Origin of the sequence: Subtercola frigoramans (genome assembly GCF_016907385.1) — a bacterium.
Taxonomy (GTDB): Bacteria; Actinomycetota; Actinomycetes; order Actinomycetales; family Microbacteriaceae; genus Subtercola; species Subtercola frigoramans.
Genome location: NZ_JAFBBU010000001.1, coordinates 2162668 through 2182463, shown reverse-complemented (window position 1 = coordinate 2182463; position 19796 = coordinate 2162668). Strand labels below are relative to the sequence as shown.

The window sequence follows — 19796 nt, the reverse complement described above, 5'->3', positions numbered from 1 at the left end:
CAGGGTCATGCTGTTTCAGCCTCGGCACCTCGCTTGGGGAACCACGGAATGAGCGATGAGGTGCGCGCCTGGTAGAGCGCATAGTCGGGGTACTTCGACCTGCTGATCGATTCGGTGAACCGGGTCGACCCGAGGAACAGCGTGGTGAGGAGTACGGCACCGATGATCGTCCACTGCCAGAGCGAACCGGCGGCGATGCAACCGAAGAAGAAGACGACCCACCACTGGGACTGTTCGAAGAAGAAATTGGGATGCCTCGACACAGTGAAGAGGCCCGTCGTCAGGAACCCACGCGACGGGACCCCGCCGCTGGCCAGCGTTCTGGCTTTCTGGCGCTGGAAGACCCACTGCTGTTGGTCAGCGACGGTCTCACCGACCAGGCACCCGAGAAAGGCGACGGTGGCGACGAGGTCGAGAGGGCCGAAAGCCGTGCCCTGGTGGGCGAACATCGTGAGCATCGGCAGTGTGATGAGCAGGAGGATCGCGTTCTGGTACAGCGTGATGAAGACCACATTGAAGAGCTGGAACCGCCAGGGAGGCATCTGTGATCGCAAAACCTTCCAGCGATAGTCCTCGCCGCCGGCACGGTAACCGCCCTTGCGAGCGAAGTTGAAGGTGAGGCGGATGCCCCAGAGCGTGATGAGCGAGGCGACGACCGTGAGCCGGGCATCCGTGAACCCTGCGGCGCCGGCGAAGATCCACGCGTAGGCAACGGGAACCACCGACCACAGGCGGTCGACCCAGGAATACTCGCGCGTCGCCACGGAGAGGATCCACACGAGTGCGCAGACTGCTGCGCTCACGATCAGGCACACGCCGAGGGGACCCATGCCCACACAGTACTCGCACAGATCCCTCCGTCAGAAGCCCCTCATTCAGCCAAAAAGTGCTGGAGAGTTGCCGTTGAGTTGCGTGAACGGCTGGATTTTGCCCCAGTGCTATCGGCTACGCTGGGAGCAAGTAAGGAGGTTCGGCTATGCCCACGGAATTTGGTTTGGATGAGTCCGGTTTAGACCGCGAATCGCGTTCAGAGCGCATGACACGGGGAGTAACGGGTGCGCACGAGACGATTGTCAACGACACCACGCTGAACCTCACTGGGGAATTCGCGGCGCAGCTTTCGGCGCTCGAAGGGGGCGTTTCTCCCGAGGAGCGCGACGCGATAGCCGCGCTTCCCTCTGGCTCGGCGCTGGTGATCGTGCGGAGGGGCCCCAACGCCGGAGCCCGCTTCCTGCTCGACAAGCTCACCACGACGGTCGGCAGGCACCCTGAAGCAGACATCTTTCTCGATGACGTGACGGTATCCCGCCGCCACGCCGAGTTCTCGAGGTCGGGCACGACCTTCGTCGTTCGTGACCTGCACTCGCTGAACGGCACGTACTTCGACGGGGTCAGGGTCGACGACGCCCTGCTGAGCGATGGCTCGGAGATCCAGGTCGGCAAGTTCCGTCTCACGTTCTACCCCTCGCGCCGCGATGTCGTGGCACACTCCGCCAGCTAGTGGCGGCCGCCTCCCGATCGTCGTCAGCGCGATCGTCCCCAACGAGTTCGTCTGCTGCCCGCTCGGCGACGCCTGCCCACGGTTCTGGTGCTCTTCTGAGCATCGGCCAAGTGCTGTCGATCCTCACATCGGAGTTTCCCGACGTGACACCGTCCAAGCTGCGGTTCCTCGAGGAACGTGGGCTGGTCACTCCGGCGAGAACGCAGTCGGGCTACCGCAAGTTTGCCAAAGCCGACGTTGAGCGCCTGCGGCTCATCCTGGCCATGCAGCGCGACTGTTACCTGCCGCTCAACGTCATCAGGAAGTACCTCGCCGATGTGGACGCCGGTCTGAATCCGGTCATGCCCGGCGCAACGACAGCGACCGTACCATCGATGCTCGGTGGTGCCAGGCGGTACTCGAGAGACGATCTGGTGAAACAGTCGCACGGCAGCATCACCCTTCTCAACGACGCCATCAGCGCTTCCCTCCTCCCTGCAACCGAGACGTACGGCGACGACGCCCTCGCGGTGTTGAAGGCGCTCGTGGAACTGCAGCGTGTCGGCATCGAGCCGCGCCATCTCCGGGGCTTCCGCGCAGCAGCAGATCGTGAAGTCGGGTTGATCGAGAGTGCTCTGGTGCCCGTGGCTCGCCGCAACACCGTGTCGAGCCGGGCACATGTCGCCGAGCGGGCCAGTGAGATCTCCCAGCAGCTCGAGCTGGTGCGAACAAGTCTGATTCGTTCGGCACTGGGTCGACTTGCACCGTAAGCTGAAAGTGTCAGGCGGGCGCGACGAGCGCCGGGTGAAAAACGTTCAAAATGAGCACGGGGCTGCGACACGCCGGGGGAGATCGTCGAATGTCGTTGATCGCTGGCACGCACCTCGCTAGCGTGGCGTATGAGTGGAATTTCGGCGTGGTGAACTCGTTGCCAGCCGAATTGAGAAGGGCACAACAATGACTGAGCACGTCCATGGCGAGCAAGCTCGTTTCGACCAGGGCCTGCTCTTCACCGACGGCCTGCCCGAACTCGACGATGCTGCGGGCTACCGCGGAGCAGTTGCCGCCCGTGCGGCTGGAATCACCTATCGCCAGCTCGACTACTGGGCACGCACCAGCCTGGTCGAACCGACCGTGCGCGGAGCCGCCGGGTCTGGTTCTCAGCGCCTCTACGGTTTCCGCGACATTCTCGTGCTCAAGCTGGTCAAACGCCTGCTCGACACCGGTATCTCACTCCAGCAGATTCGCACGGCGATTGAACAGCTGAGAGAGTCTGGCGTGACCGACCTCGCCCAGACAACGCTGATGAGCGATGGCGCGAGCGTCTACCTCTGCACATCGAACGACGAGGTCATCGACCTCGTCAGCAGAGGTCAGGGTGTGTTCGGTATCGCCGTGGGCAAAGTCCTGCGAGAGGTCGAGTCCAGCCTCGTCGAACTCGGTACCGACGTTGCAGACCCGATGGACGAACTCGCTGCACGTCGCGCTGCGCGGAGCGCGTGACGCTGGTTCCGGCGCTGGGGCGCTGATAGCGCTTTACGCTGGCCGAGAGTAGGCACGCGGAGCGAGCCGTTCGCCCGGTGTGGCGGTTGCGTGCGGGTTTCGATACGCTCCTGCGGAGCTACTCAACCGGCGAGGTGCCGGATTTCCGGTCAGCGCTCTGCGGGTGCCTTCGCGGCGTCGGCGTAGTCGCCCAGGCGGCCGGTGCGCATGACACGCTCGAGCAGCAGGTCGAAGTTGCGTGCCATCTCCTGCGCCCCTTCGCCGGGCCAGACGTGGAGCGGTTTCGCCGCACCCTGGGCTTGCTGCAGCGAGGTGCGCTCGGGGAGCTGTGGGCTCAGCACGAGCGGGCCGAACATGTCGCGAAGCTCTTTGATGCGGAACTGGTGCTCAAGCGACTGTGAGCGCACACGGTTCACAATGATGCCGAGTGGCTGGAGCCGGGGCGAGAGCCCGCGACGAATCTCTTCGATGGCCCGCAGGGCCCTGTCGGCCGCGGCGACAGAGAAGAGCCCTGGTTCGGTCACGACAGCGACCCGGTCGCTGGCAGCCCATGCTGTTCGCGTGAGCGCGTTCAGCGACGGCGCGCAGTCGATGAGCACGAGGTCGTAGTCGTTCTCGACGGTTGCGAGAGCTTCTTCGAGCTTCCAGATGTCACGGATGCTCGGGTGGGGCCCGTCGAAATTGAGTGCAGACGGCGACCCGATGAGCACGTCGATGGTGCCCCCGCGATCCTTCGTCCAGCCGCTGGGCGCGATGGCCGCCCGCACGATCTTCTCCTTGGGCGAGGCCAGGACATCGGCCACGTTCAGGTGACCGGCGACGTTGATGTCCATGCCGGTCGAGACATCGGATTGGGGGTCGAGGTCGACAACGAGGGTGCGCAGGCCCTTCGCGAAGGCCGCCGAAGCCAAACCGAGGGTAACGGTTGTCTTACCGACACCGCCCTTGAGTGAGCTAACGCTGAGTACATGCACAATCGTCTACGTTACCTTCACTAGGCTGGGAGAACCTAACCGTCTCCTGTGTGCCGCATGGATGCCACGCAGCTCTGAGGAAGGACTCCATGTTCGCCAAGATCCTGGTCGCAAACCGTGGTGAAATCGCCATTCGCGCCTTTCGTGCAGCATACGAACTCGGGGCCAAGACCGTCGCAGTCTTTCCCTACGAAGACCGCAATTCGATGCACAGGCAGAAGGCAGACGAGGCGTACCAGATCGGTGAGATCGGGCATCCGGTTCGCGCCTATCTCGACGTGAGCGAGATCATCCGGGTTGCCAAGGAGAGTGGCGCAGACGCGATCTACCCCGGGTACGGCTTCCTGTCCGAGAACCCCGAGCTGGCCTCAGCTGCCGCGGCGGCCGGAATCACGTTCATCGGGCCGCCGACGAGCGTTCTGGAGATGGCGGGCAACAAGGTCACGGCGAAAGAGCATGCGATCGCGGCCGGTGTGCCCGTTCTGCGCTCGACGCCGGCGTCGAAAGACGTGGATGAACTGCTCGCCGGTGCCGAGAGCATCGGTTTCCCGCTGTTCGCCAAGGCGGTCGCCGGTGGCGGTGGCCGTGGAATGCGCCGCGTCGAGTCCCGCGAAGACCTTCTCGAGGCACTGCACGCCGCCATGCGCGAAGCAGACAGCGCCTTCGGTGACCCGACGATGTTCCTCGAGCAGGCGGTGCTCCGGCCCCGGCACATCGAGGTGCAGATCCTCGCCGACACCCACGGCAGCACCCTCCATCTCTTCGAGCGCGACTGCTCTGTGCAGCGTCGCAACCAGAAGGTCATCGAGATCGCGCCGGCTCCGAACATCACCGACGAACTTCGCGATGCCCTACACGCCGACGCGATCAAGTTCGCTAAATCCATCGGCTATATCAATGCTGGAACGGTCGAATTCCTGGTCGACACCGTCGGCGACCGCGCAGGTGAACATGTCTTCATCGAGATGAACCCGCGCATCCAGGTCGAGCACACGGTCACTGAAGAAGTGACCGACGTCGACCTCGTGCAGTCTCAGATGTTGATCGCCTTCGGGGCGTCACTGGCCGAACTCGGGCTCACTCAAGACACGATCGTCTTGCGCGGGGCTGCCCTGCAGTGCCGAATCACGACCGAAGACCCGAACGCCGGGTTCCGGCCCGACACGGGCAAGATCACAACCTATCGTTCACCCGGCGGGGCCGGGGTGCGCCTCGACGGCGGCACGGTCGCCTCCGGGGCCCAGATCAGCCCGCACTTCGACTCGATGCTGGCCAAACTGACCTGCAGGGGGCGCGACTTCCCGACGGCTGTGCGCCGTGCCAAACGGGCGCTGGCCGAGTTCCGCATCCGCGGTGTCTCGACGAACATCCCGTTTCTCCAGGCCGTGCTCGACGACCCGGCCTTCGTCGCCGGCGACCTCAGCACCTCGTTCATCGACGAACGCCCGCAGTTGTTCTCGACCCATGTGTCTCAAGACCGGGGAACGAAGATCATGAGCTGGCTCGCCGAGGTCACGGTGAACCAGCCCAACGGCAAACGGGTCGGCACGGTCGAACCGGTGACCAAGCTGCCACCGATCGATCTGACCGAGCCGGCACCCGATGGCTCCCGCCAGCGACTTCTCGAGCTCGGCCCGACACTCTTCTCTGCCGAACTCCGGGCCCAGACTGCGCTGGCGGTGACAGAGACGACGTTCCGGGATGCCCACCAGTCGCTTCTCGCGACCAGGGTCCGCACGAAGGACCTCCTCGAAGTGGCCCCGTACGTTGCCCGTCTGACCCCGCAACTCCTCTCGGTGGAGGCCTGGGGAGGGGCCACCTACGATGTCGCCCTGCGGTTCCTCGGGGAAGACCCGTGGGAACGCCTGGCGAGCCTGCGCGAAGCCCTGCCGAACATCAACCTGCAGATGCTGCTGCGGGGCCGCAACACGGTCGGCTACACGCCGTATCCGACAGAAGTCACCGATGCCTTCGTACGCGAGGCAGCGTCGACCGGCGTCGACATCTTCCGCATCTTCGACGCGCTGAACGATGTCAGCCAGATGAGGCCCGCGATCGAGTCGGTCCTGTCGACAGGTACCACCATCGCCGAGGTCGCCGTCTGCTACACCGGTGACCTCCTCGACCCGGCAGAAGACCTCTACACCCTCGACTACTACCTCCGTCTGGCTGAACAGATCGTCGACGCCGGCGCCCACATCCTCGCCATCAAGGACATGGCGGGACTGTTGCGACCGTATGCCGCTGAGAGGCTGGTCACGGCGTTCCGTGAGAACTTCGACCTGCCGGTTCACGTGCACACCCACGACACGGCGGGCGGGCAGCTCGCCACTCTGCTCGCGGCCAGTCGTGCGGGTGCTGACGCGGTCGACGTGGCCAGTGCGCCCATGTCGGGAACCACCAGTCAGCCCTCTGCGTCTGCGCTGGTGGCGGCCCTTGCGCACACGGAGCGCGACACCGGGATCTCCTTGCAGGCCGTCTCTGACCTCGAACCGTACTGGGAGGCCGTTCGCGAGCTCTACCGTCCGTTCGAATCCGGCCTGCCCGGGCCGACCGGCCGCGTGTACAAGCACGAGATCCCCGGCGGTCAGCTGTCGAACCTCCGCCAACAGGCGAAAGCTCTTGGGCTCGCGGACCACTTCGAACAGATCGAAGACCTCTACGCAGCGGCAAACCAGATTCTCGGCCGCATCCCCAAGGTGACGCCGTCGTCCAAGGTGGTCGGCGACCTCGCACTCCACCTCGCAGCTGTCGGAGCCGATCCCGTCGATTTCGCCGAGAACCCCGGCAACTACGACATCCCCGACTCAGTGATCGGCTTTCTGGCCGGCGAACTCGGCGACCTTCCCGGTGGCTGGCCTGAGCCGTTCCGCAGCAAAGCCCTCGAGGGCAAGACGGTGAAGATCGGCGTCGCAGAGGTCAGTGAAACAGACCACGCCCTGTTGGGCGGCACACCTGCAGAGCGTCGCAGCACCCTCAACCGCCTCCTGTTTCCCGGGCCGACAGCCCAGTTCGAACAGATTCGTGAGACCTATGGTGACCTGTCGACGGTCAGCACGGCCGACTATCTCTTCGGCCTGTCACAGGGTGAGGAACGCGTGGTCGAGATTTCCCGAGGAGTCCGGCTGCACGTCGGGCTCGAAGCAATCGGCGAAGTCGACGACAAGGGTATGCGGTCGGTGATGACGATCCTGAACGGTCAGCTGCGGCCTGTCTCGGTGCGCGATCTCAGCGTGAAGGTCACAGCAACCCAGGCAGAGAAAGCAGACCAGTCGAAGCCGGGCAACGTCGCTGCGCCGTTCTCCGGGGTTGTCACCCTCAAGGTGACAGAAGGCTCGGTTGTTGCCATCGGCGATGCCGTGGCCACCATCGAAGCCATGAAGATGGAGGCGGCGATCACGTCGCCGGTCGCGGGAACGGTTCGCCGGCTGGCCATTCCGTCGACGCAGCAGGTCGAAGCCGGCGATCTCCTGGTGGTGGTTGAGTGAGCGTGCGAGAGATCCGTATCTTCGGTGACCCCGTGCTGAAGACGGTTTCCGACGAGATCGGACAGATCGACGACCGTGTGCGCGCACTCGTCGCGGACCTGGTCGATTCTGTACTGCTGCCGGGGCGCGCGGGAGTTGCGGCATCGCAGATCGGCGTGAACCTGCGGGCGTTCAGTTACAACGTCGATGGCGAAGTCGGGTATCTCCTCAATCCGCGGATCACCGAGCTTTCGGGTGAGCCAGAATTCATGGATGAAGGCTGTCTCTCGGTGCCCAACCTCTGGTTCAAGACCAAGCGTTATCCCTCGGCCACGGCAGTCGGTCTCGATCTCGAGGGCAACACGGTCGAGATCTCGGGCACCGGAGTGCTGGCCCAGGCCTTGCAGCACGAGGTCGACCACCTCGATGGGATGCTCTATCTCGACCGACTCGAGAAGGAGACCAGGCGCGAGGCGATGCGCCAAGTACGCGAGAGTGACTGGTTCTGAGTAGGTCTGGTTTCGATACGCTCCTGCGGAGCTACTCAACCGGCGCTGGTTGAGGAGCGGGCGAAGCACGCGTATCGAAACCTATGAGCTCTGGGCTAGTGAACGAGTGACTCGCCTGACGTCGACGGAGCGCTCGAGTAGATGCTCTCGATCGTCGGCGCGAAGTCCTTGACGATGACCGCTCGCTTGATCGTGAGCTTGGGGGTCAGGTGCCCGCTCTCTTCGGTCAGCTCCTGCGAGAGCACCACGAATTTGCGAATCGACTCAGCACGCGAAACGAGTTTGTTCGCAGCATCCACCGCTCTCTGGATCTCGGCGAGAACTGCCGGGTTCTGTGATGCCTCGCTGAGGCTGAGGTCGGCCTTCTGACCGTTGTTCGCCAGCCACGCGGGCAGCATTTCGGGGTCGAGGGTGATCAGCGCGGAGATGAACGGCTTCTGGTCACCGACGACGACGACCTGGCCCACCAGTGGGTTCGCGCGGATGGGGTCTTCGAGCACAGCAGGGGCGACGTTCTTCCCCCCGGCGGTGACGATGATCTCCTTCTTGCGGCCGGTAATGGTCAGAAAACCGTCGTCGTCGAGCGAGCCGATGTCGCCGGTCCTGAACCACTCGCCGTCCATGGCTTCAGCGGTTGCCTTCTCGTTGTTCCAGTAGCCGGCGAACACGTTGATGCCCGTGACCTGTACCTCGCCGTCTGCGGCGATACGGATGCCGACACCGGGCAGGGGCGGGCCGACGGTGTCGATCTTGAACTTGTCGACCAGGTTCACCGTCGCCGGGGCTGTGGTCTCGGTGAGGCCGTAGCCTTCGAGCACCGTGATGCCGAGGCTGCGATAGAAGTGACCTAGGCGGTGGCCGAGTGGCGCAGAGCCCGAGACAGCGAACTTCGTGCGGCCGCCGAGTGCGGCGCGCAGCTTCGAGTAGACCAAACGGTCGTAGAGGGCGAACTTCGCCTTTAGGCCGAACGGAACGTGGCCTGCGTCGAGAGCCTCGGAGTGGGCGATGGCGACATCGGCCGCCGCACGGAAGATCTTGCCGCGCCCGCCGGTCTCTGCCTTCTGCTCTGAGGAGTTGTAGACCTTCTCGAACACGCGAGGCACGGCCAGCAGGAAGGTCGGCTTGAACGAACCGAGGGCGGGTAGGAGCTGCTTGGTGTCGCCCTGGTGGCCGACCTTCACGCCGCCGTGGACGCACATGATGGCGATGAACCGTGCAAAGACGTGCGCCGTGGTGATGAAGAGCAGGGTGGATGCGCCCGGGCTCACCACGTCGCTGAGCTTCACGGCGGCATTGCGGGAGAGCTCGACGAAGTTCGAGTGCGTGAGAATGCAGCCCTTCGGCCGCCCCATCGTGCCCGAGGTGTAGATCAGCGTGGCCATGTCGCTGCCGATGGCGAGGGAACGGCGGCGTTCCACCTCGTCGTCGCTGACGTCTGTTCCGCCAGCGACGAGCTTGTCGAGGTCGCCGAGGTCGATCTGCCAGACGTTGGCGATGAGCGGGAGGTCGGGGTAGGCCTCGTCGAACCGCGAGAAGTGGTCTGGCGTCTCGACGATGACCGCCGTCGCGTCGGAATCGCTCAGGCTCCACTGAACCTGTGCGGGGGCAGAGGTCTCGTATACCGGCACCAACACTGCTCCCGCGAACCAGACGGCGAAGTCGATCAACGTCCATTCGTAGCGAGTGCGGCACATCAGGCCGATCTTGTCGCCCGGTTCGATGCCGGCGGCGATGAATCCCTTGGCCAGTGCGCGCACCTGTGTGAGGAAGTCGGCTGCCGTGATGTCCGACCAGCCGGATGCACTGCTCGACGGAATGGCGAACAGTGGCTGGTCGGGGGTGAGCTCCACGCGCTTCAGCAGCAGATCGGTGGCGTTCGCCAGAGGGTCGGCCTGCACGACGGCAGGGGTGAAGATCTGGTCCACGGCAACTCCTTCGGTTCCTTCTCGACAAGTGTACGCGGTGGATTTCTGCCGGACCCGGGCAGGCAATTAGACACGGCTTCGCCTCTGGGACAAGATAAGTGCGTGCATGCCATCGGAATTGACATTGGCGGGACCAAGATCGCGGGCGCTCTGGTCGACGAACTCGGGACGATTCTGCGATCGGATCGCCAGCCGACCATGGCCAGCAACCCTCAATTGATCGAGGACGCCGTGGTGTCGATGGTCAAACGCCTCTCTGAGGGTGTTGAGGTCACGGCGGTCGGAGTGGCGGCTGCCGGCTTCATCGATGCCTCCCAGTCGATCGTCTACTACGCGCCCAACATCTCGTGGCGCAACGAGCCCTTCCGCGAGAAGCTCCAGCAGCGCCTCGGCATGCACATCATCATCGAGAACGATGCCAACGCGGCCGGCTGGGCCGAGTTCCGTTTCGGTGCGGGCAGGCTGGTGAGCGACATGGTGATCCTGACCATCGGCACCGGTGTCGGCGGCGCGATCGTATCGGGTGACAAGCTCTTCCGCGGCGGTTTCGGGGCTGCCGCCGAGCTCGGCCACCTGCGGGTGGTGCCTGACGGGCTGCCGTGCGGGTGCGGTGCTCGTGGGTGTATCGAGCAATACGGTTCTGGTCGGGCCCTTCTTCGCACTGCCAACGAACTTGCCGATGCCGGTGGAGTTGGAATCGGGCTCGCCGAGGTGCGCTCGCGCGTCGGCACCCTCACCGGGCTCGACGTCAGTGATCTCATCCAGTCCGGCGACCCCGGAGCTCTTCTCGCCTTGCGCACTCTCGGTCACTGGCTCGGGCAGGCATCTGCCAGTCTCGGGGCAGTGCTCGATCCCCAACTGTTCGTCATCGGCGGGGGAGTGGCCCAGGCCGGCGACCTGCTTCTGGACCCGATCCGCTCCGCGTACCTTGACGTGTTGCCGGCCCGCGGGTTCCACCCCGAACCCGAGTTCCGGATCGCGGAACTCGTGAACGATGCCGGGGTTGTCGGCGCTGCCGACCTCGCGCGTCTGTATGCGGAGTCGATCTGATGTTCTACTGGTTCATGAAGTACCTCGTGGCCGGCCCGATCGTGAAGGCTGTCTTCCGGCCCTGGGTGCGGGGGGCGGAGAACATCCCCCAGACGGGCGGGGCGATTCTCGCGAGCAATCATCTCTCGTTCGCCGACTCCGTCTTTCTGCCACTGATGATGGAACGCCGCATCAGCTTTCTGGCCAAGAGCGACTACTTCACCGGCAAGGGACTGAAGGGCTGGCTCACGAAACTGTTCTTCACGGCCACCGGCCAGTTGCCCATCGACAGGTCGGGAGGCAAGGCGTCAGAGGCCTCCCTCAACACCGGTCTGGAGGTGCTCGGCCGGGGCGACCTGCTGGGCATCTACCCCGAGGGAACGCGCAGCCCAGACGCGAAGATGTATCGCGGCCGCACGGGCGTGGCTCGCATGGTTCTCGAGGCCGGCGTGCCGATCATCCCGGTCGCCATGATCGACACCGAGAAGGTGATGAGCGTCGGGCAGCCGATCAGAATCCGCCGAATTGGCATCGTGTTCGGGGAACCACTAGATTTCTCTAGGTTCGAAGGCATGGAATCAGACCGATTTGTGCTTCGATCGATTACCGACGAGATCATGTACGAGCTCCACCGCATCAGCGGGCAGGAATACTCCGACGTGTATGCGACTTCGGTAAAGGAGAAACGCGCGAAAGCCGCGCGCTAGCCACCTCGGCTGTCCTGCCGCGGGGCTGAACAAACAGAAAATACGTGTTGCTGTGATAGATCTGTCCGAACGTGTCATCGAAGCTCTGCCTTCCGTGATTGATGGTCTGGACTATTGGCGCACACTCGAGGCGAAGCAGCAGCCCCAGTGGCCTGACCGGGCTGCGGTCGAAGAGGCTTCAGCCCAGATCTCCAAGCTCCCGCCGCTCGTCTTCGCTGGCGAGGTCGACACTCTTCGTGAGCGCCTCGCCGATGCGGCAGCCGGCCGTGCGTTCCTCCTCCAGGGTGGCGACTGCGCCGAGACCTTCGCGGGCGCGACGGCTGACCAGATCCGCAACCGCATCAAGACGGTGCTGCAGATGGCCGTTGTTCTGACCTACGGCGCCTCCATGCCCGTGATCAAGATGGGCCGCATGGCGGGGCAGTTCGCCAAGCCGCGCTCGAGCGATTCAGAGACGCGCAACGGGGTGACGCTGCCCGCGTACCGCGGCGACATCGTGAACGGCTATGACTTCACCCCGGAGTCGCGAACCGCAGATCCAGCGAGGCTCGTCGCGGGCTACCACACCTCGGCGTCGACCCTCAATCTCATCCGTGCCTTCACGCAGGGTGGTTTCGCCGACCTGCGCGAGGTGCACCACTGGAACAAGGGCTTTACCTCGAACCCGGCCAACGCGCGCTACGAAGACCTGGCGCGCGAGATCGACCGCGCCATCCGGTTCATGATCGCGTGCGGTGCCGACTTCGAAGCGCTCAAGCGCACCGAGTTCTACACCGCGCACGAGGCGTTGCTGTTCGACTACGAACGCCCGATGACGCGTATCGACTCGCGGACGGGAACGCCCTACAACACCTCGAGCCACTTCCAGTGGATCGGCGAGCGCACCCGCAACCTCGACGGCGCCCACGTGGACTTCCTGTCGCGCGTGCGCAACCCGATCGGTGTGAAGATCGGCCCGTCGACCTCTCCCGACGACATGCTCCGTCTGATCGACAAGCTCGACCCGAACCGGGAGCCCGGCCGCCTGACGTTCATCACCCGCATGGGTGCTGGCAAGATCCGGGATGCCCTGCCACCGCTGCTCGAGGCCATCAAGGCCAGCGACGCCACGCCCCTGTGGGTGACTGACCCGATGCACGGCAACGGGCTGACCACGCCCAACGGCTACAAGACGCGTCGTTTCGACGACGTCGTGGACGAGGTCAAGGGGTTCTTCGAGTCGCACCGTGCGGTCGGAACGCACCCGGGCGGAATCCACGTGGAGCTCACCGGCGACGATGTGACCGAGTGCCTCGGTGGCTCGGAGCACATCGACGAGCACACCCTCGAGACCCGGTACGAGTCACTCTGCGACCCGCGCCTGAACCACATGCAGTCGCTCGAACTTGCCTTCCTGGTGGCGGAAGAGCTTCGTAACGCCAAGAGCTGACGCGCGAGGGTTTCGATACGCACCTACAGTGCTACTCAACCGGCGGATACGACGCTGGTTGAGTAGCAGGGCGGCAGCCCTGCGTATCGAAACCTGCTGCGCGCGGCCTGCTCAGCGGTCACACCCTGCCCAGCGATCAGAATCGGCTCAGCGGTCAGAATCGGCTCAGAAGCCGCTGAAGCTCACGGTGATCTTCGAGCCCTTGTCGAGTGACGCACCCGCTGCGGGGTCTGTGGCGCGCACGGTGAACGCATCGGGCGCCAGGTCTGCAAGACCGTTGTAGGCGAGCGAGAAGCCCAGCTTCTGCAACGCGGCCTTCGCGTCGCTCCAGGACTTGCCGGTCACGTCAGGCACCGTCACCGGCTCGGGCCCGCGCGAGGTGTTCAGGGTGACCGTGGCGCCTAGGTGCACCGGGTCGGCTGGCAGGTCGACCGAGATCACGTCACCCTTGGCTACGGTGTCGCTGTACTCTTCGGAGCCGGCCGCGCTGACCAGGCCGACCGCGACCAGCGCTGCGTTGGCATCACCCGCCGACTTGCCGACCACATCGGGAATACCGCCCAGCGAGACGAGCAGGGTGATGGGTTGCTGCTCGCCGTACGTCGCACCGAGCGGTTGGCCATCGGCTCCCGAGGCCTGGATGACCGTTCCGGCAGCAACAGACGAAGAGAACTGTGTCTGCTGCGGGTCGACGACGGTGAAACCGGCCGCTGTGGCCGCCTGTTTCGCGGCATCTGCGTTCTGGCCGACCAGGGCCGGTACCGGCAATTGAGCGGGCCCGATCGAGGTGACCAGCGTGACCTGCGTGCCGTTGAGCACTGACGCACCAGCGGGCGGGTCAGTTCCGATCACCGCCCCGGTGGGTACGGTCGGATTGGTGGCTGTGCCCGGTGTGACCGTCAGGCCGAGGGCCACGAGTGCGGCTGTTGCGTCGTCGGGCGACTTGTCGCTGACGCTCGGGATCCTGAGCTGGCCACCGGGGCCGGCGCTGAAGAACCAGCCTGTGCCACCCGCGCTGGCGACGAGCACAACGACGAGCGCGAAGATCCACCAGCCACGGCGGCGACGCTTCGTGTTCTTCGTCGCCAGCTTCTCGACAGGGTTTGCGTGACTCTTCGTGCCGGCAAGCGCTGTTGCTCCAGCCGCCGCCAAGAGGGCCGGGGCCGGCGCTGCAGGGCTACCCAGGCCACCCGCTGCAGCCGAAGGGGCTGCAGCCTGCGAACCGAATGCCACGGTGGCCGCCGTCGCGGCGGTGACGCCAGTGGCCAGAGGATAAGCAGTTGATGGATGCCCGGCAGACGGCCGATTCTGGCGACCCAGGACCTGGGTTTCTGCCTCCGATATCGCCCCCGTCATCATCGGCGGCATCACCGCGGTGCGCAACAGCGCAGCCGTTGCCCTGATGGAAGCAGTCGTGCTCTCTTCGGCGTCGCGGAGTGCGTCGAGCATCTCTCGGGCGTCGTGGGGCCTGGCCTCTGGGTCGCGCGAGGTCGCCCAGACGACGATCTCGTCGACTTCGGGAGGAACAGAGGGGTTCTTCACGCTCGGTGCCGGCACCGTCTCGTTCGCGTGCTGGAACGCGATCTGCATCGGCTGCTCGCCCAGGTACGGCTGTTCGCCGACGAGCATCTCGTACATCATGATTCCCGAGGCGTAGATGTCGCTGCGGGCGTCGGCCACGCCCCGGGTGAGAAGTTCAGGGGAGAGGTAGGCGATGGTGCCGAGTAGTGCCTGCCCGGTGGCCGTGTTCGCGCTTGCCGCCCGTGCCAGGCCGAAGTCGCCGATCTTGATGCGACCGTCGTCGGCGAGCAGCACGTTCTCGGGCTTCACATCGCGGTGCACGATTCCGGCCTTGTGAGCTGCAGCAAGACCGCCGAGCACGGCCTCCATGATGTCGAGCGTCTGTTCGGTGGTCAGCCGACCGTAATCCTTGAGGAGGTCTCGAAGGGTCATGCCGGGCAGGTACTCCATGACCATGTAGGCCATGTCGCTGTCTGAGCCCTGGTCGAAGACGCTCACCACGTTCGGGTGGGCGAGCCGGGCCGCTGAGCGGGCCTCCTGAACAAAGCGTTCGCGGAAGGCCTCGTCGTCTGCGAGGTGCCCGTGCATGATCTTGATGGCAACCCGTCGATCGAGTCTCAGGTCGTTGGCCACGTAGACCGTGGCCATCCCGCCCCGGGCAATGCGCGACCTCACCTCGTAACGGCCGTCGATGAGACGACCTGTCATGGGATCGGTGGGCGCGCTGGTCACGCCATGATTCTAAATTGCCGAGCGTCGCGAACCCTGCATAGACATTGCCAATAGCGATACCGCTACCGAATCGAAACATCAAGGGTGACTCCGGACTTCACGCCGAAACATCGGGGGGAGTGCGGGGCGCCGGTGAAACGTGGCACTCTAGTCGTGTGAGTGACATTTCTTCGCCCAGAACGTGGCTGACCATTCCCGACCTGGCTGAACGACTCGGATCGACACCGGGCAAGGTTCGCAAGCTGATCGAAGAAGGCGCCCTCCTGGCGATCCGCCGTGACGGTGTTCTCTCGGTGCCAGAAGTCTTCCTCGCGGGAAACCTTCCGCTCAGCGAATTGCGGGGCACGATCATCCTGCTCGGGGACAGCGGTTTCTCGAATGACGAGATGATGCAGTGGCTGCTCGAACCGGAGGACTCGCTCGATGCAGCCCCGATCGACGCGCTGCTCGCCGGGCGCAAGGCCGAAGTGCGCCGTGTAGCTCAGGCGCTGGCCTGATCCACGCCCGTCAGGCGTCGCGCTGGGTGATCGCGCCCGCCAGTCGCGAGAGTTCGATCTTCGACGTCTCGCTGCAGTCTGCCGCCGCAAGCGCGCGCAGGGCCGTGTCGACGTAGGCGGTGATGCGTTCCTCGACCCGATCGGCTGCGCCGCTGTCGGCGATCGTCGCCTGAAGCGTGCTGATCTGCTCGGCGGTGAGCTCCGGATCTCCCAGCATTTCGTCGAAGATACGCTTGCTGCCCGAAGACAGTGTCTGGCGGGTGAGGGCGATGAGTACGGTGCGCTTGCCCTCCCGGAGGTCATCCCCACTCGGTTTGCCAGTGCGGCTGCTGTCGCCGAAGACGCCCAGAAGGTCGTCTCTCAGCTGGAACGCGATGCCCAGCGGCAGGCCGAAGGCTCGCAGGCTGTCGAGCTGGGCTTCGGATGCCCCGTGCAGGCGTGCGCCGAGCACCAGGGGTGACTCGACGCTGTACTTCGCCGACTTGTACACGATGACCCGTTCGGCGCGGTCGAGGTGCTGGGACTCGGGTACGACAGGCCAGGCGTTCTCTTCGAAGATGTCGAGGTACTGGCCCACGGTGACGTCGAAGCGCATGCGGTTGAATTCGAGCCGCGTCTTCGTCGATGCGGTCGAATCGAGCAGGCCCAGCGCGTCGCCGACGAGCTCGTCGCTCCAGGCGAGCAGCAGGTCGCCCATGAGAATGGCGCTGGCGATGCCGAATGCCGATGCGCTTCCCGAGAACGAACCGGAGGAATGAACGGACTCGAACCGCCTGTGTGCAGCAGGGCCACCTCGGCGGGTGTCGGAGCTGTCGATGATGTCGTCATGAACGAGGGCTGCAGCGTGGAAGAACTCGAGCGCAGTGCAGAGCTCGACGAGGGCTGCGAACTCCTGTTCGGCCCGGGCGGATTGGCCGTTCGGGCCGGAAAAAACGTCGTCAGAGACTGCTCGCCAACCCCAATAGCAGAATTGGGCTCGGAATCGCTTGCCGCCGCTGAGAAGATTCCGCGAGAATTCGCCAAAAGGAGCCAAATCGGGTGCGATAGAGGCCAGAATAGGTTCACGATCTGTGATGAAGTTAGCGATGTGAGAGTCGACTAGCTTTGTCAGGTGCGTTCTTTCAGTCACGCGCCTAGCCTAGCTACAGTCGGCAGACTATGATCGTGGTCCATACCGAACCTGAGGTGAAGAAAATGCCGCTATCGGAGCAAGAGCAGAAGCTCCTCGATGAGATGGAGCGCAGTCTCTACCACAACGATGCCGATTTCGTTTCGGCCGTTGGTGGAGCCAGGGGCAGGCTGAACTACGGTTCGCTCGTTCTCGGCATACTTCTGGCCATCGTCGGCCTCGGCGTGGTGATCGTCGGCGTCGTCATCCACGCCCCCGTCGTGGGTATCCTCGGATTCGCTGTCATGTTCACGGGAGTGCTGGTCGCGCTGAAGCGATCACGACTCTCTGCCGTACGCGGCTCAGGGGCGCGCTCATCGAAGAGCGGCTCGTCCCGAAGCAAGGCGGGCTTCATGGACCGCCTGAACGACCGCTGGGACAACCGCGACGAGAAGAACGAGTAAGGACGACCAGGCAACAACAACCAGAGCAGACTTTCAGAGACCGGCCCCCGTGGCCGGTCTCTTTTTTTGTGCCCATCGCCGGTTGAGCTCGCCGAAACCCATGAGCGGATCGACCGGTTTCGATACGGCCTGCGGACTACTCAACCAGTGAGGGGGAGGGTGTGACCTCTATTTCGGGCGAATTCATTGTCGAGTGGAGGAAAGTGGAGTAAAGTGGAGGTATACCCGCAGTCTGGCCGGAAATGAGGGGTGAGGTGGAGCATGTTCCTTGGTACCTACGCCCCCAAGCTCGACGACAAGGGGCGAATCGTCTTGCCGGCCAAGTTCCGCGATGAGCTGGCCAGCGGAGTCGTCATGACCCGTGGCCAGGAACACTGCATCTACGTCTTCAGTACCCGTGAGTTCGAGACTTTGCACGACAAGATCCGCGAAGCTCCCGTGACCAGCAAGCAGGCGCGTGACTATCTCCGCGTCTTCCTGTCTGGCGCGAGTGCGGAAAACCCCGACAGCCAGCACCGGGTCACAGTGCCGGCACCACTTCGCGCCTACGCCGGCCTCGATCGCGACCTCGTCGTGATCGGGGCAGGTACCCGCGCCGAGATCTGGGACGCAGAGGCTTGGGAGACCTACCTCGCGGAACAGGAAGCCACCTTCGCCGACACCTCAGAGGAGGTGATCCCGGGACTCTTCTAGTCGTCGTCTCCTGTGACTCCCAGCCGTTCGGCCCTGGCACACTTCCCCGGTGCCAGGTCTGTAATGGATGGGGATCAGAGGACACGAAGACTTTCATCCCTGAAACCTATGGATCTATCCAAAATCCACACCCCTGTCATGCTCGAACGCACGATCGAGTTGCTTTCGCCCTCCATCGGCGCACCCGGTGCCGTTCTCGTCGATGCAACGCTCGGCATGGGTGGCCACGCTGAAGCATTCCTCTCCCGTTTTCCCGAACTCACGCTCGTGGGGCTCGACCGCGACCCTGAAGCGTTGGCCATCGCAGCCGAACGACTCGCGCCCTTCGGCGATCGTGCGAAGTTCGTGCACTGCGTCTACGACGAGATTCTGGATGCCCTGCAGAGCCTGGGGTACAGCGAAGCCCAGGGCATTCTCTTCGACCTCGGTGTCTCGTCGATGCAGCTCGATCGTGCCGAACGCGGGTTCGCCTATTCCAAGGACGCCCCCCTCGATATGCGGATGGACGGCACCGCCGAACTCACCGCCGAAGAGATTCTGGCCGAGTACAGCGAAGCCGATCTCCGGCGCATCTTCTGGGAGTACGGCGAGGAACGCCTGGCCTCCCGGTTCGCGAAGCGGATCGTCGAGCGGAGAGTCGAGAACCGGCTCGTGCGTTCGGCCCAACTCGTGGACCTGATCTCGAAGGCAACACCTGCAGCCCTTGCCCGACAGGGTCACCCGGCGAAAAGGGTCTTCCAGGCCCTGCGGATCGAGGTCAACCAGGAATTGGTGGCTCTCGAGCGAGCAATGCCAGCGGCCATCGATGCTCTCGCGCTCGGCGGGCGCATGGTGGTGCTGTCGTATCAATCCCTCGAAGACCGGATCGTCAAGCGAGCGCTTCACGCGGCATCCAGTTCTTCCACTCCACAGGGTCTGCCAGTCGAACTTGCCGACCACCAGGCGCAGCTGAAGCTTCTGGTGAGGGGAGCCGAACTGGCCGACGACGATGAGAAGACATCGAACCCCCGGTCAACCCCTGTGCGTCTGCGCGCGGCAGAACGCGTGGCGAAGGCAGACCCGCAGGCCGTGGCAGAACGTGCAGCGAAAGCAGAACGAGCGAGAAGACCAGCATGAGCAACACGGCACCGTCGACCTTCAGTGATCCGTTCGACGATCTTCCCGAGACCAGTAGCCGGCCTGCTGCTGGCTCCCGGGGGCGTTCCACCCTGACTCTGGCGAGCACCGCCGTTCTGCGGCGGCGCAGACCTCGTCTCGCTTATGCTGCGGTCGTCGTCGTCGGGGTCTTCGCCATTGTCGTCACCCAGCTGCTCCTGAGCATCGGGCTGTCGAACGGCGCGTACCAGATCGAGTCCCTGCAGAACCAGCAGAAAGATCTCGGCCGGTCGAACGAATCGCTGAGCGAGAAGCTCGATGGCCTCTCCTCGCCGCAGAATCTCGCAGCCAGTGCAGAGTCCCTCGGAATGGTGACCAATGTCAATCCGGTGTACCTCCGGCTCTCTGACGGTGCCGTTCTCGGCACACCCAAAGCCGCATCGGCGGCAACAGGATCGCTGACGGGCGGCCAATCGTCGCTCACCCCGAACGCCGTGACCGCGGGGACGGCCGCCGCTGCGGTGCCGGCAACTGCTGCTGCGTCGAGCGCGCCTCCCGCGACCACGCCGCCGCCGAGCGTAGCGTGGCAGGGAGAACTGCCGTCGCCTACGACCCACTGAGCGCGCACGGTGCGCTCGCACACAGAACCGCCGCACCCCAGCG

The 19796-nt window shown here is 64.3% G+C and carries 18 protein-coding genes; 13 read left to right on the top strand and 5 right to left on the bottom strand.

The window, feature by feature from the left end; genetic code table 11:
- Window positions 1-5: 5 nt before the first annotated feature.
- Window positions 6-830 carry a DUF1295 domain-containing protein gene (locus tag JOE66_RS10220; RefSeq protein ID WP_205109132.1) on the bottom strand — a complete coding sequence of 275 codons (825 nt, stop codon included), beginning with the start codon at window positions 828-830 and terminating at the stop codon, window positions 6-8.
- Between the two features lie 206 nt (window positions 831-1036).
- On the opposite strand from JOE66_RS10220, the gene JOE66_RS10215 reads away from it, so the two are divergent.
- From JOE66_RS10215 to JOE66_RS10205, 3 genes are all read left to right on the top strand, one after another.
- Entirely contained in the window at window positions 1037-1501 is a 465-nt protein-coding gene (locus tag JOE66_RS10215) for an FHA domain-containing protein (protein WP_205111869.1), read from the top strand.
- A 95-nt stretch (window positions 1502-1596) separates the two neighbouring features.
- Window positions 1597-2250, top strand: coding sequence for a transcriptional regulator FtsR (gene ftsR / locus JOE66_RS10210; RefSeq protein WP_239518704.1), 654 nt, complete (start codon window positions 1597-1599; stop codon window positions 2248-2250).
- Window positions 2251-2437: 187 nt separating this feature from the next.
- The gene (locus JOE66_RS10205) at window positions 2438-2983 is read left to right on the top strand and encodes a MerR family transcriptional regulator (protein WP_205109127.1); all 546 of its coding nucleotides are present in this window, start codon (window positions 2438-2440) and stop codon (window positions 2981-2983) included.
- A gap of 149 nt (window positions 2984-3132) precedes the next feature.
- Here JOE66_RS10205 and JOE66_RS10200 read toward each other — a convergent pair whose 3' ends face one another.
- A complete protein-coding gene (locus tag JOE66_RS10200; protein WP_205109125.1) occupies window positions 3133-3957 on the bottom strand; it encodes a ParA family protein in 825 nt (274 codons plus the stop codon).
- An 89-nt stretch (window positions 3958-4046) separates the two neighbouring features.
- On the opposite strand from JOE66_RS10200, the gene JOE66_RS10195 reads away from it, so the two are divergent.
- Entirely contained in the window at window positions 4047-7445 is a 3399-nt protein-coding gene (locus JOE66_RS10195; RefSeq protein WP_205109123.1) for a pyruvate carboxylase, read from the top strand.
- On the top strand, window positions 7442-7933 hold the full coding sequence (gene def, locus JOE66_RS10190; RefSeq protein WP_205109121.1) for a peptide deformylase: 492 nt from the start codon (window positions 7442-7444) through the stop codon (window positions 7931-7933). Before JOE66_RS10195 ends, def begins: the two co-directional genes overlap by 4 nt.
- 95 nt (window positions 7934-8028) lie before the next feature.
- Here the strand turns inward: def and JOE66_RS10185 are convergent, their stop codons facing one another.
- Window positions 8029-9858: an AMP-dependent synthetase/ligase gene (locus JOE66_RS10185; RefSeq protein ID WP_205109119.1), complete on the bottom strand. Its 1830-nt coding sequence runs from the start codon at window positions 9856-9858 to the stop codon at window positions 8029-8031.
- A gap of 102 nt (window positions 9859-9960) precedes the next feature.
- Here JOE66_RS10185 and JOE66_RS10180 point away from each other — a divergent pair, with 102 nt between their 5' ends.
- The 3 genes from JOE66_RS10180 to JOE66_RS10170 are packed head-to-tail and all read left to right on the top strand — an operon-like array spanning window position 9961 to window position 13023.
- Window positions 9961-10908 (top strand): ROK family glucokinase, encoded by a 948-nt coding sequence (locus JOE66_RS10180; RefSeq protein ID WP_205109116.1) that lies wholly within the window; start codon window positions 9961-9963, stop codon window positions 10906-10908.
- The gene (locus tag JOE66_RS10175; protein WP_205109114.1) at window positions 10908-11594 is read left to right on the top strand and encodes a lysophospholipid acyltransferase family protein; all 687 of its coding nucleotides are present in this window, start codon (window positions 10908-10910) and stop codon (window positions 11592-11594) included. The genes JOE66_RS10180 and JOE66_RS10175 overlap by 1 nt, the downstream gene beginning before the upstream one ends.
- 52 nt (window positions 11595-11646) lie before the next feature.
- On the top strand, window positions 11647-13023 hold the full coding sequence (locus JOE66_RS10170) for a class II 3-deoxy-7-phosphoheptulonate synthase (protein WP_372435487.1): 1377 nt from the start codon (window positions 11647-11649) through the stop codon (window positions 13021-13023).
- A 165-nt stretch (window positions 13024-13188) separates the two neighbouring features.
- Here the strand turns inward: JOE66_RS10170 and pknB are convergent, their stop codons facing one another.
- Window positions 13189-15276, bottom strand: coding sequence for a Stk1 family PASTA domain-containing Ser/Thr kinase (gene pknB / locus JOE66_RS10165; RefSeq protein WP_205109112.1), 2088 nt, complete (start codon window positions 15274-15276; stop codon window positions 13189-13191).
- A gap of 155 nt (window positions 15277-15431) precedes the next feature.
- On the opposite strand from pknB, the gene JOE66_RS10160 reads away from it, so the two are divergent.
- Entirely contained in the window at window positions 15432-15773 is a 342-nt protein-coding gene (locus JOE66_RS10160; RefSeq protein WP_205109110.1) for an Rv2175c family DNA-binding protein, read from the top strand.
- A gap of 10 nt (window positions 15774-15783) precedes the next feature.
- On the opposite strand, the gene JOE66_RS10155 is transcribed toward JOE66_RS10160, so the two are convergent.
- Window positions 15784-16902 (bottom strand): polyprenyl synthetase family protein, encoded by a 1119-nt coding sequence (locus JOE66_RS10155; protein WP_205109107.1) that lies wholly within the window; start codon window positions 16900-16902, stop codon window positions 15784-15786.
- A 65-nt stretch (window positions 16903-16967) separates the two neighbouring features.
- Between JOE66_RS10155 and JOE66_RS10150 the strand changes: the two genes are divergently transcribed.
- The 4 genes from JOE66_RS10150 (at window position 16968) to ftsL (ending at window position 19753) form a co-directional block, all read left to right on the top strand.
- A complete protein-coding gene (locus JOE66_RS10150; RefSeq protein ID WP_205109104.1) occupies window positions 16968-17345 on the top strand; it encodes an SCO2097 family morphological protein in 378 nt (125 codons plus the stop codon).
- Window positions 17346-17606: 261 nt separating this feature from the next.
- The gene (gene mraZ, locus JOE66_RS10145) at window positions 17607-18038 is read left to right on the top strand and encodes a division/cell wall cluster transcriptional repressor MraZ (protein ID WP_205109102.1); all 432 of its coding nucleotides are present in this window, start codon (window positions 17607-17609) and stop codon (window positions 18036-18038) included.
- Window positions 18039-18146: 108 nt separating this feature from the next.
- Window positions 18147-19154 carry a 16S rRNA (cytosine(1402)-N(4))-methyltransferase RsmH gene (rsmH, locus tag JOE66_RS10140; RefSeq protein ID WP_205109100.1) on the top strand — a complete coding sequence of 336 codons (1008 nt, stop codon included), beginning with the start codon at window positions 18147-18149 and terminating at the stop codon, window positions 19152-19154.
- A complete protein-coding gene (gene ftsL / locus JOE66_RS10135) occupies window positions 19151-19753 on the top strand; it encodes a cell division protein FtsL (RefSeq protein ID WP_205109097.1) in 603 nt (200 codons plus the stop codon). Before rsmH ends, ftsL begins: the two co-directional genes overlap by 4 nt.
- Window positions 19754-19796: the final 43 nt, after the last annotated feature.

Excerpts from the sequence above, each read along its gene's own strand:
- JOE66_RS10220 (WP_205109132.1), bottom strand. The coding sequence starts at position 830 with ATGGGTCCCCTCGGCGTGTGCCTGATCGTGAGCGCAGCAGTCTGCGCA.
- JOE66_RS10215 (WP_205111869.1), top strand. The coding sequence starts at position 1,037 with ATGACACGGGGAGTAACGGGTGCGCACGAGACGATTGTCAACGACACC.
- JOE66_RS10205 (WP_205109127.1), top strand. The coding sequence starts at position 2,438 with ATGACTGAGCACGTCCATGGCGAGCAAGCTCGTTTCGACCAGGGCCTG.
- JOE66_RS10195 (WP_205109123.1), top strand. The coding sequence starts at position 4,047 with ATGTTCGCCAAGATCCTGGTCGCAAACCGTGGTGAAATCGCCATTCGC.
- JOE66_RS10175 (WP_205109114.1), top strand. The coding sequence starts at position 10,908 with ATGTTCTACTGGTTCATGAAGTACCTCGTGGCCGGCCCGATCGTGAAG.
- JOE66_RS10150 (WP_205109104.1), top strand. The coding sequence starts at position 16,968 with ATGCCGCTATCGGAGCAAGAGCAGAAGCTCCTCGATGAGATGGAGCGC.
- mraZ (WP_205109102.1), top strand. The coding sequence starts at position 17,607 with ATGTTCCTTGGTACCTACGCCCCCAAGCTCGACGACAAGGGGCGAATC.
- rsmH (WP_205109100.1), top strand. The coding sequence starts at position 18,147 with ATGGATCTATCCAAAATCCACACCCCTGTCATGCTCGAACGCACGATC.
- ftsL (WP_205109097.1), top strand. The coding sequence starts at position 19,151 with ATGAGCAACACGGCACCGTCGACCTTCAGTGATCCGTTCGACGATCTT.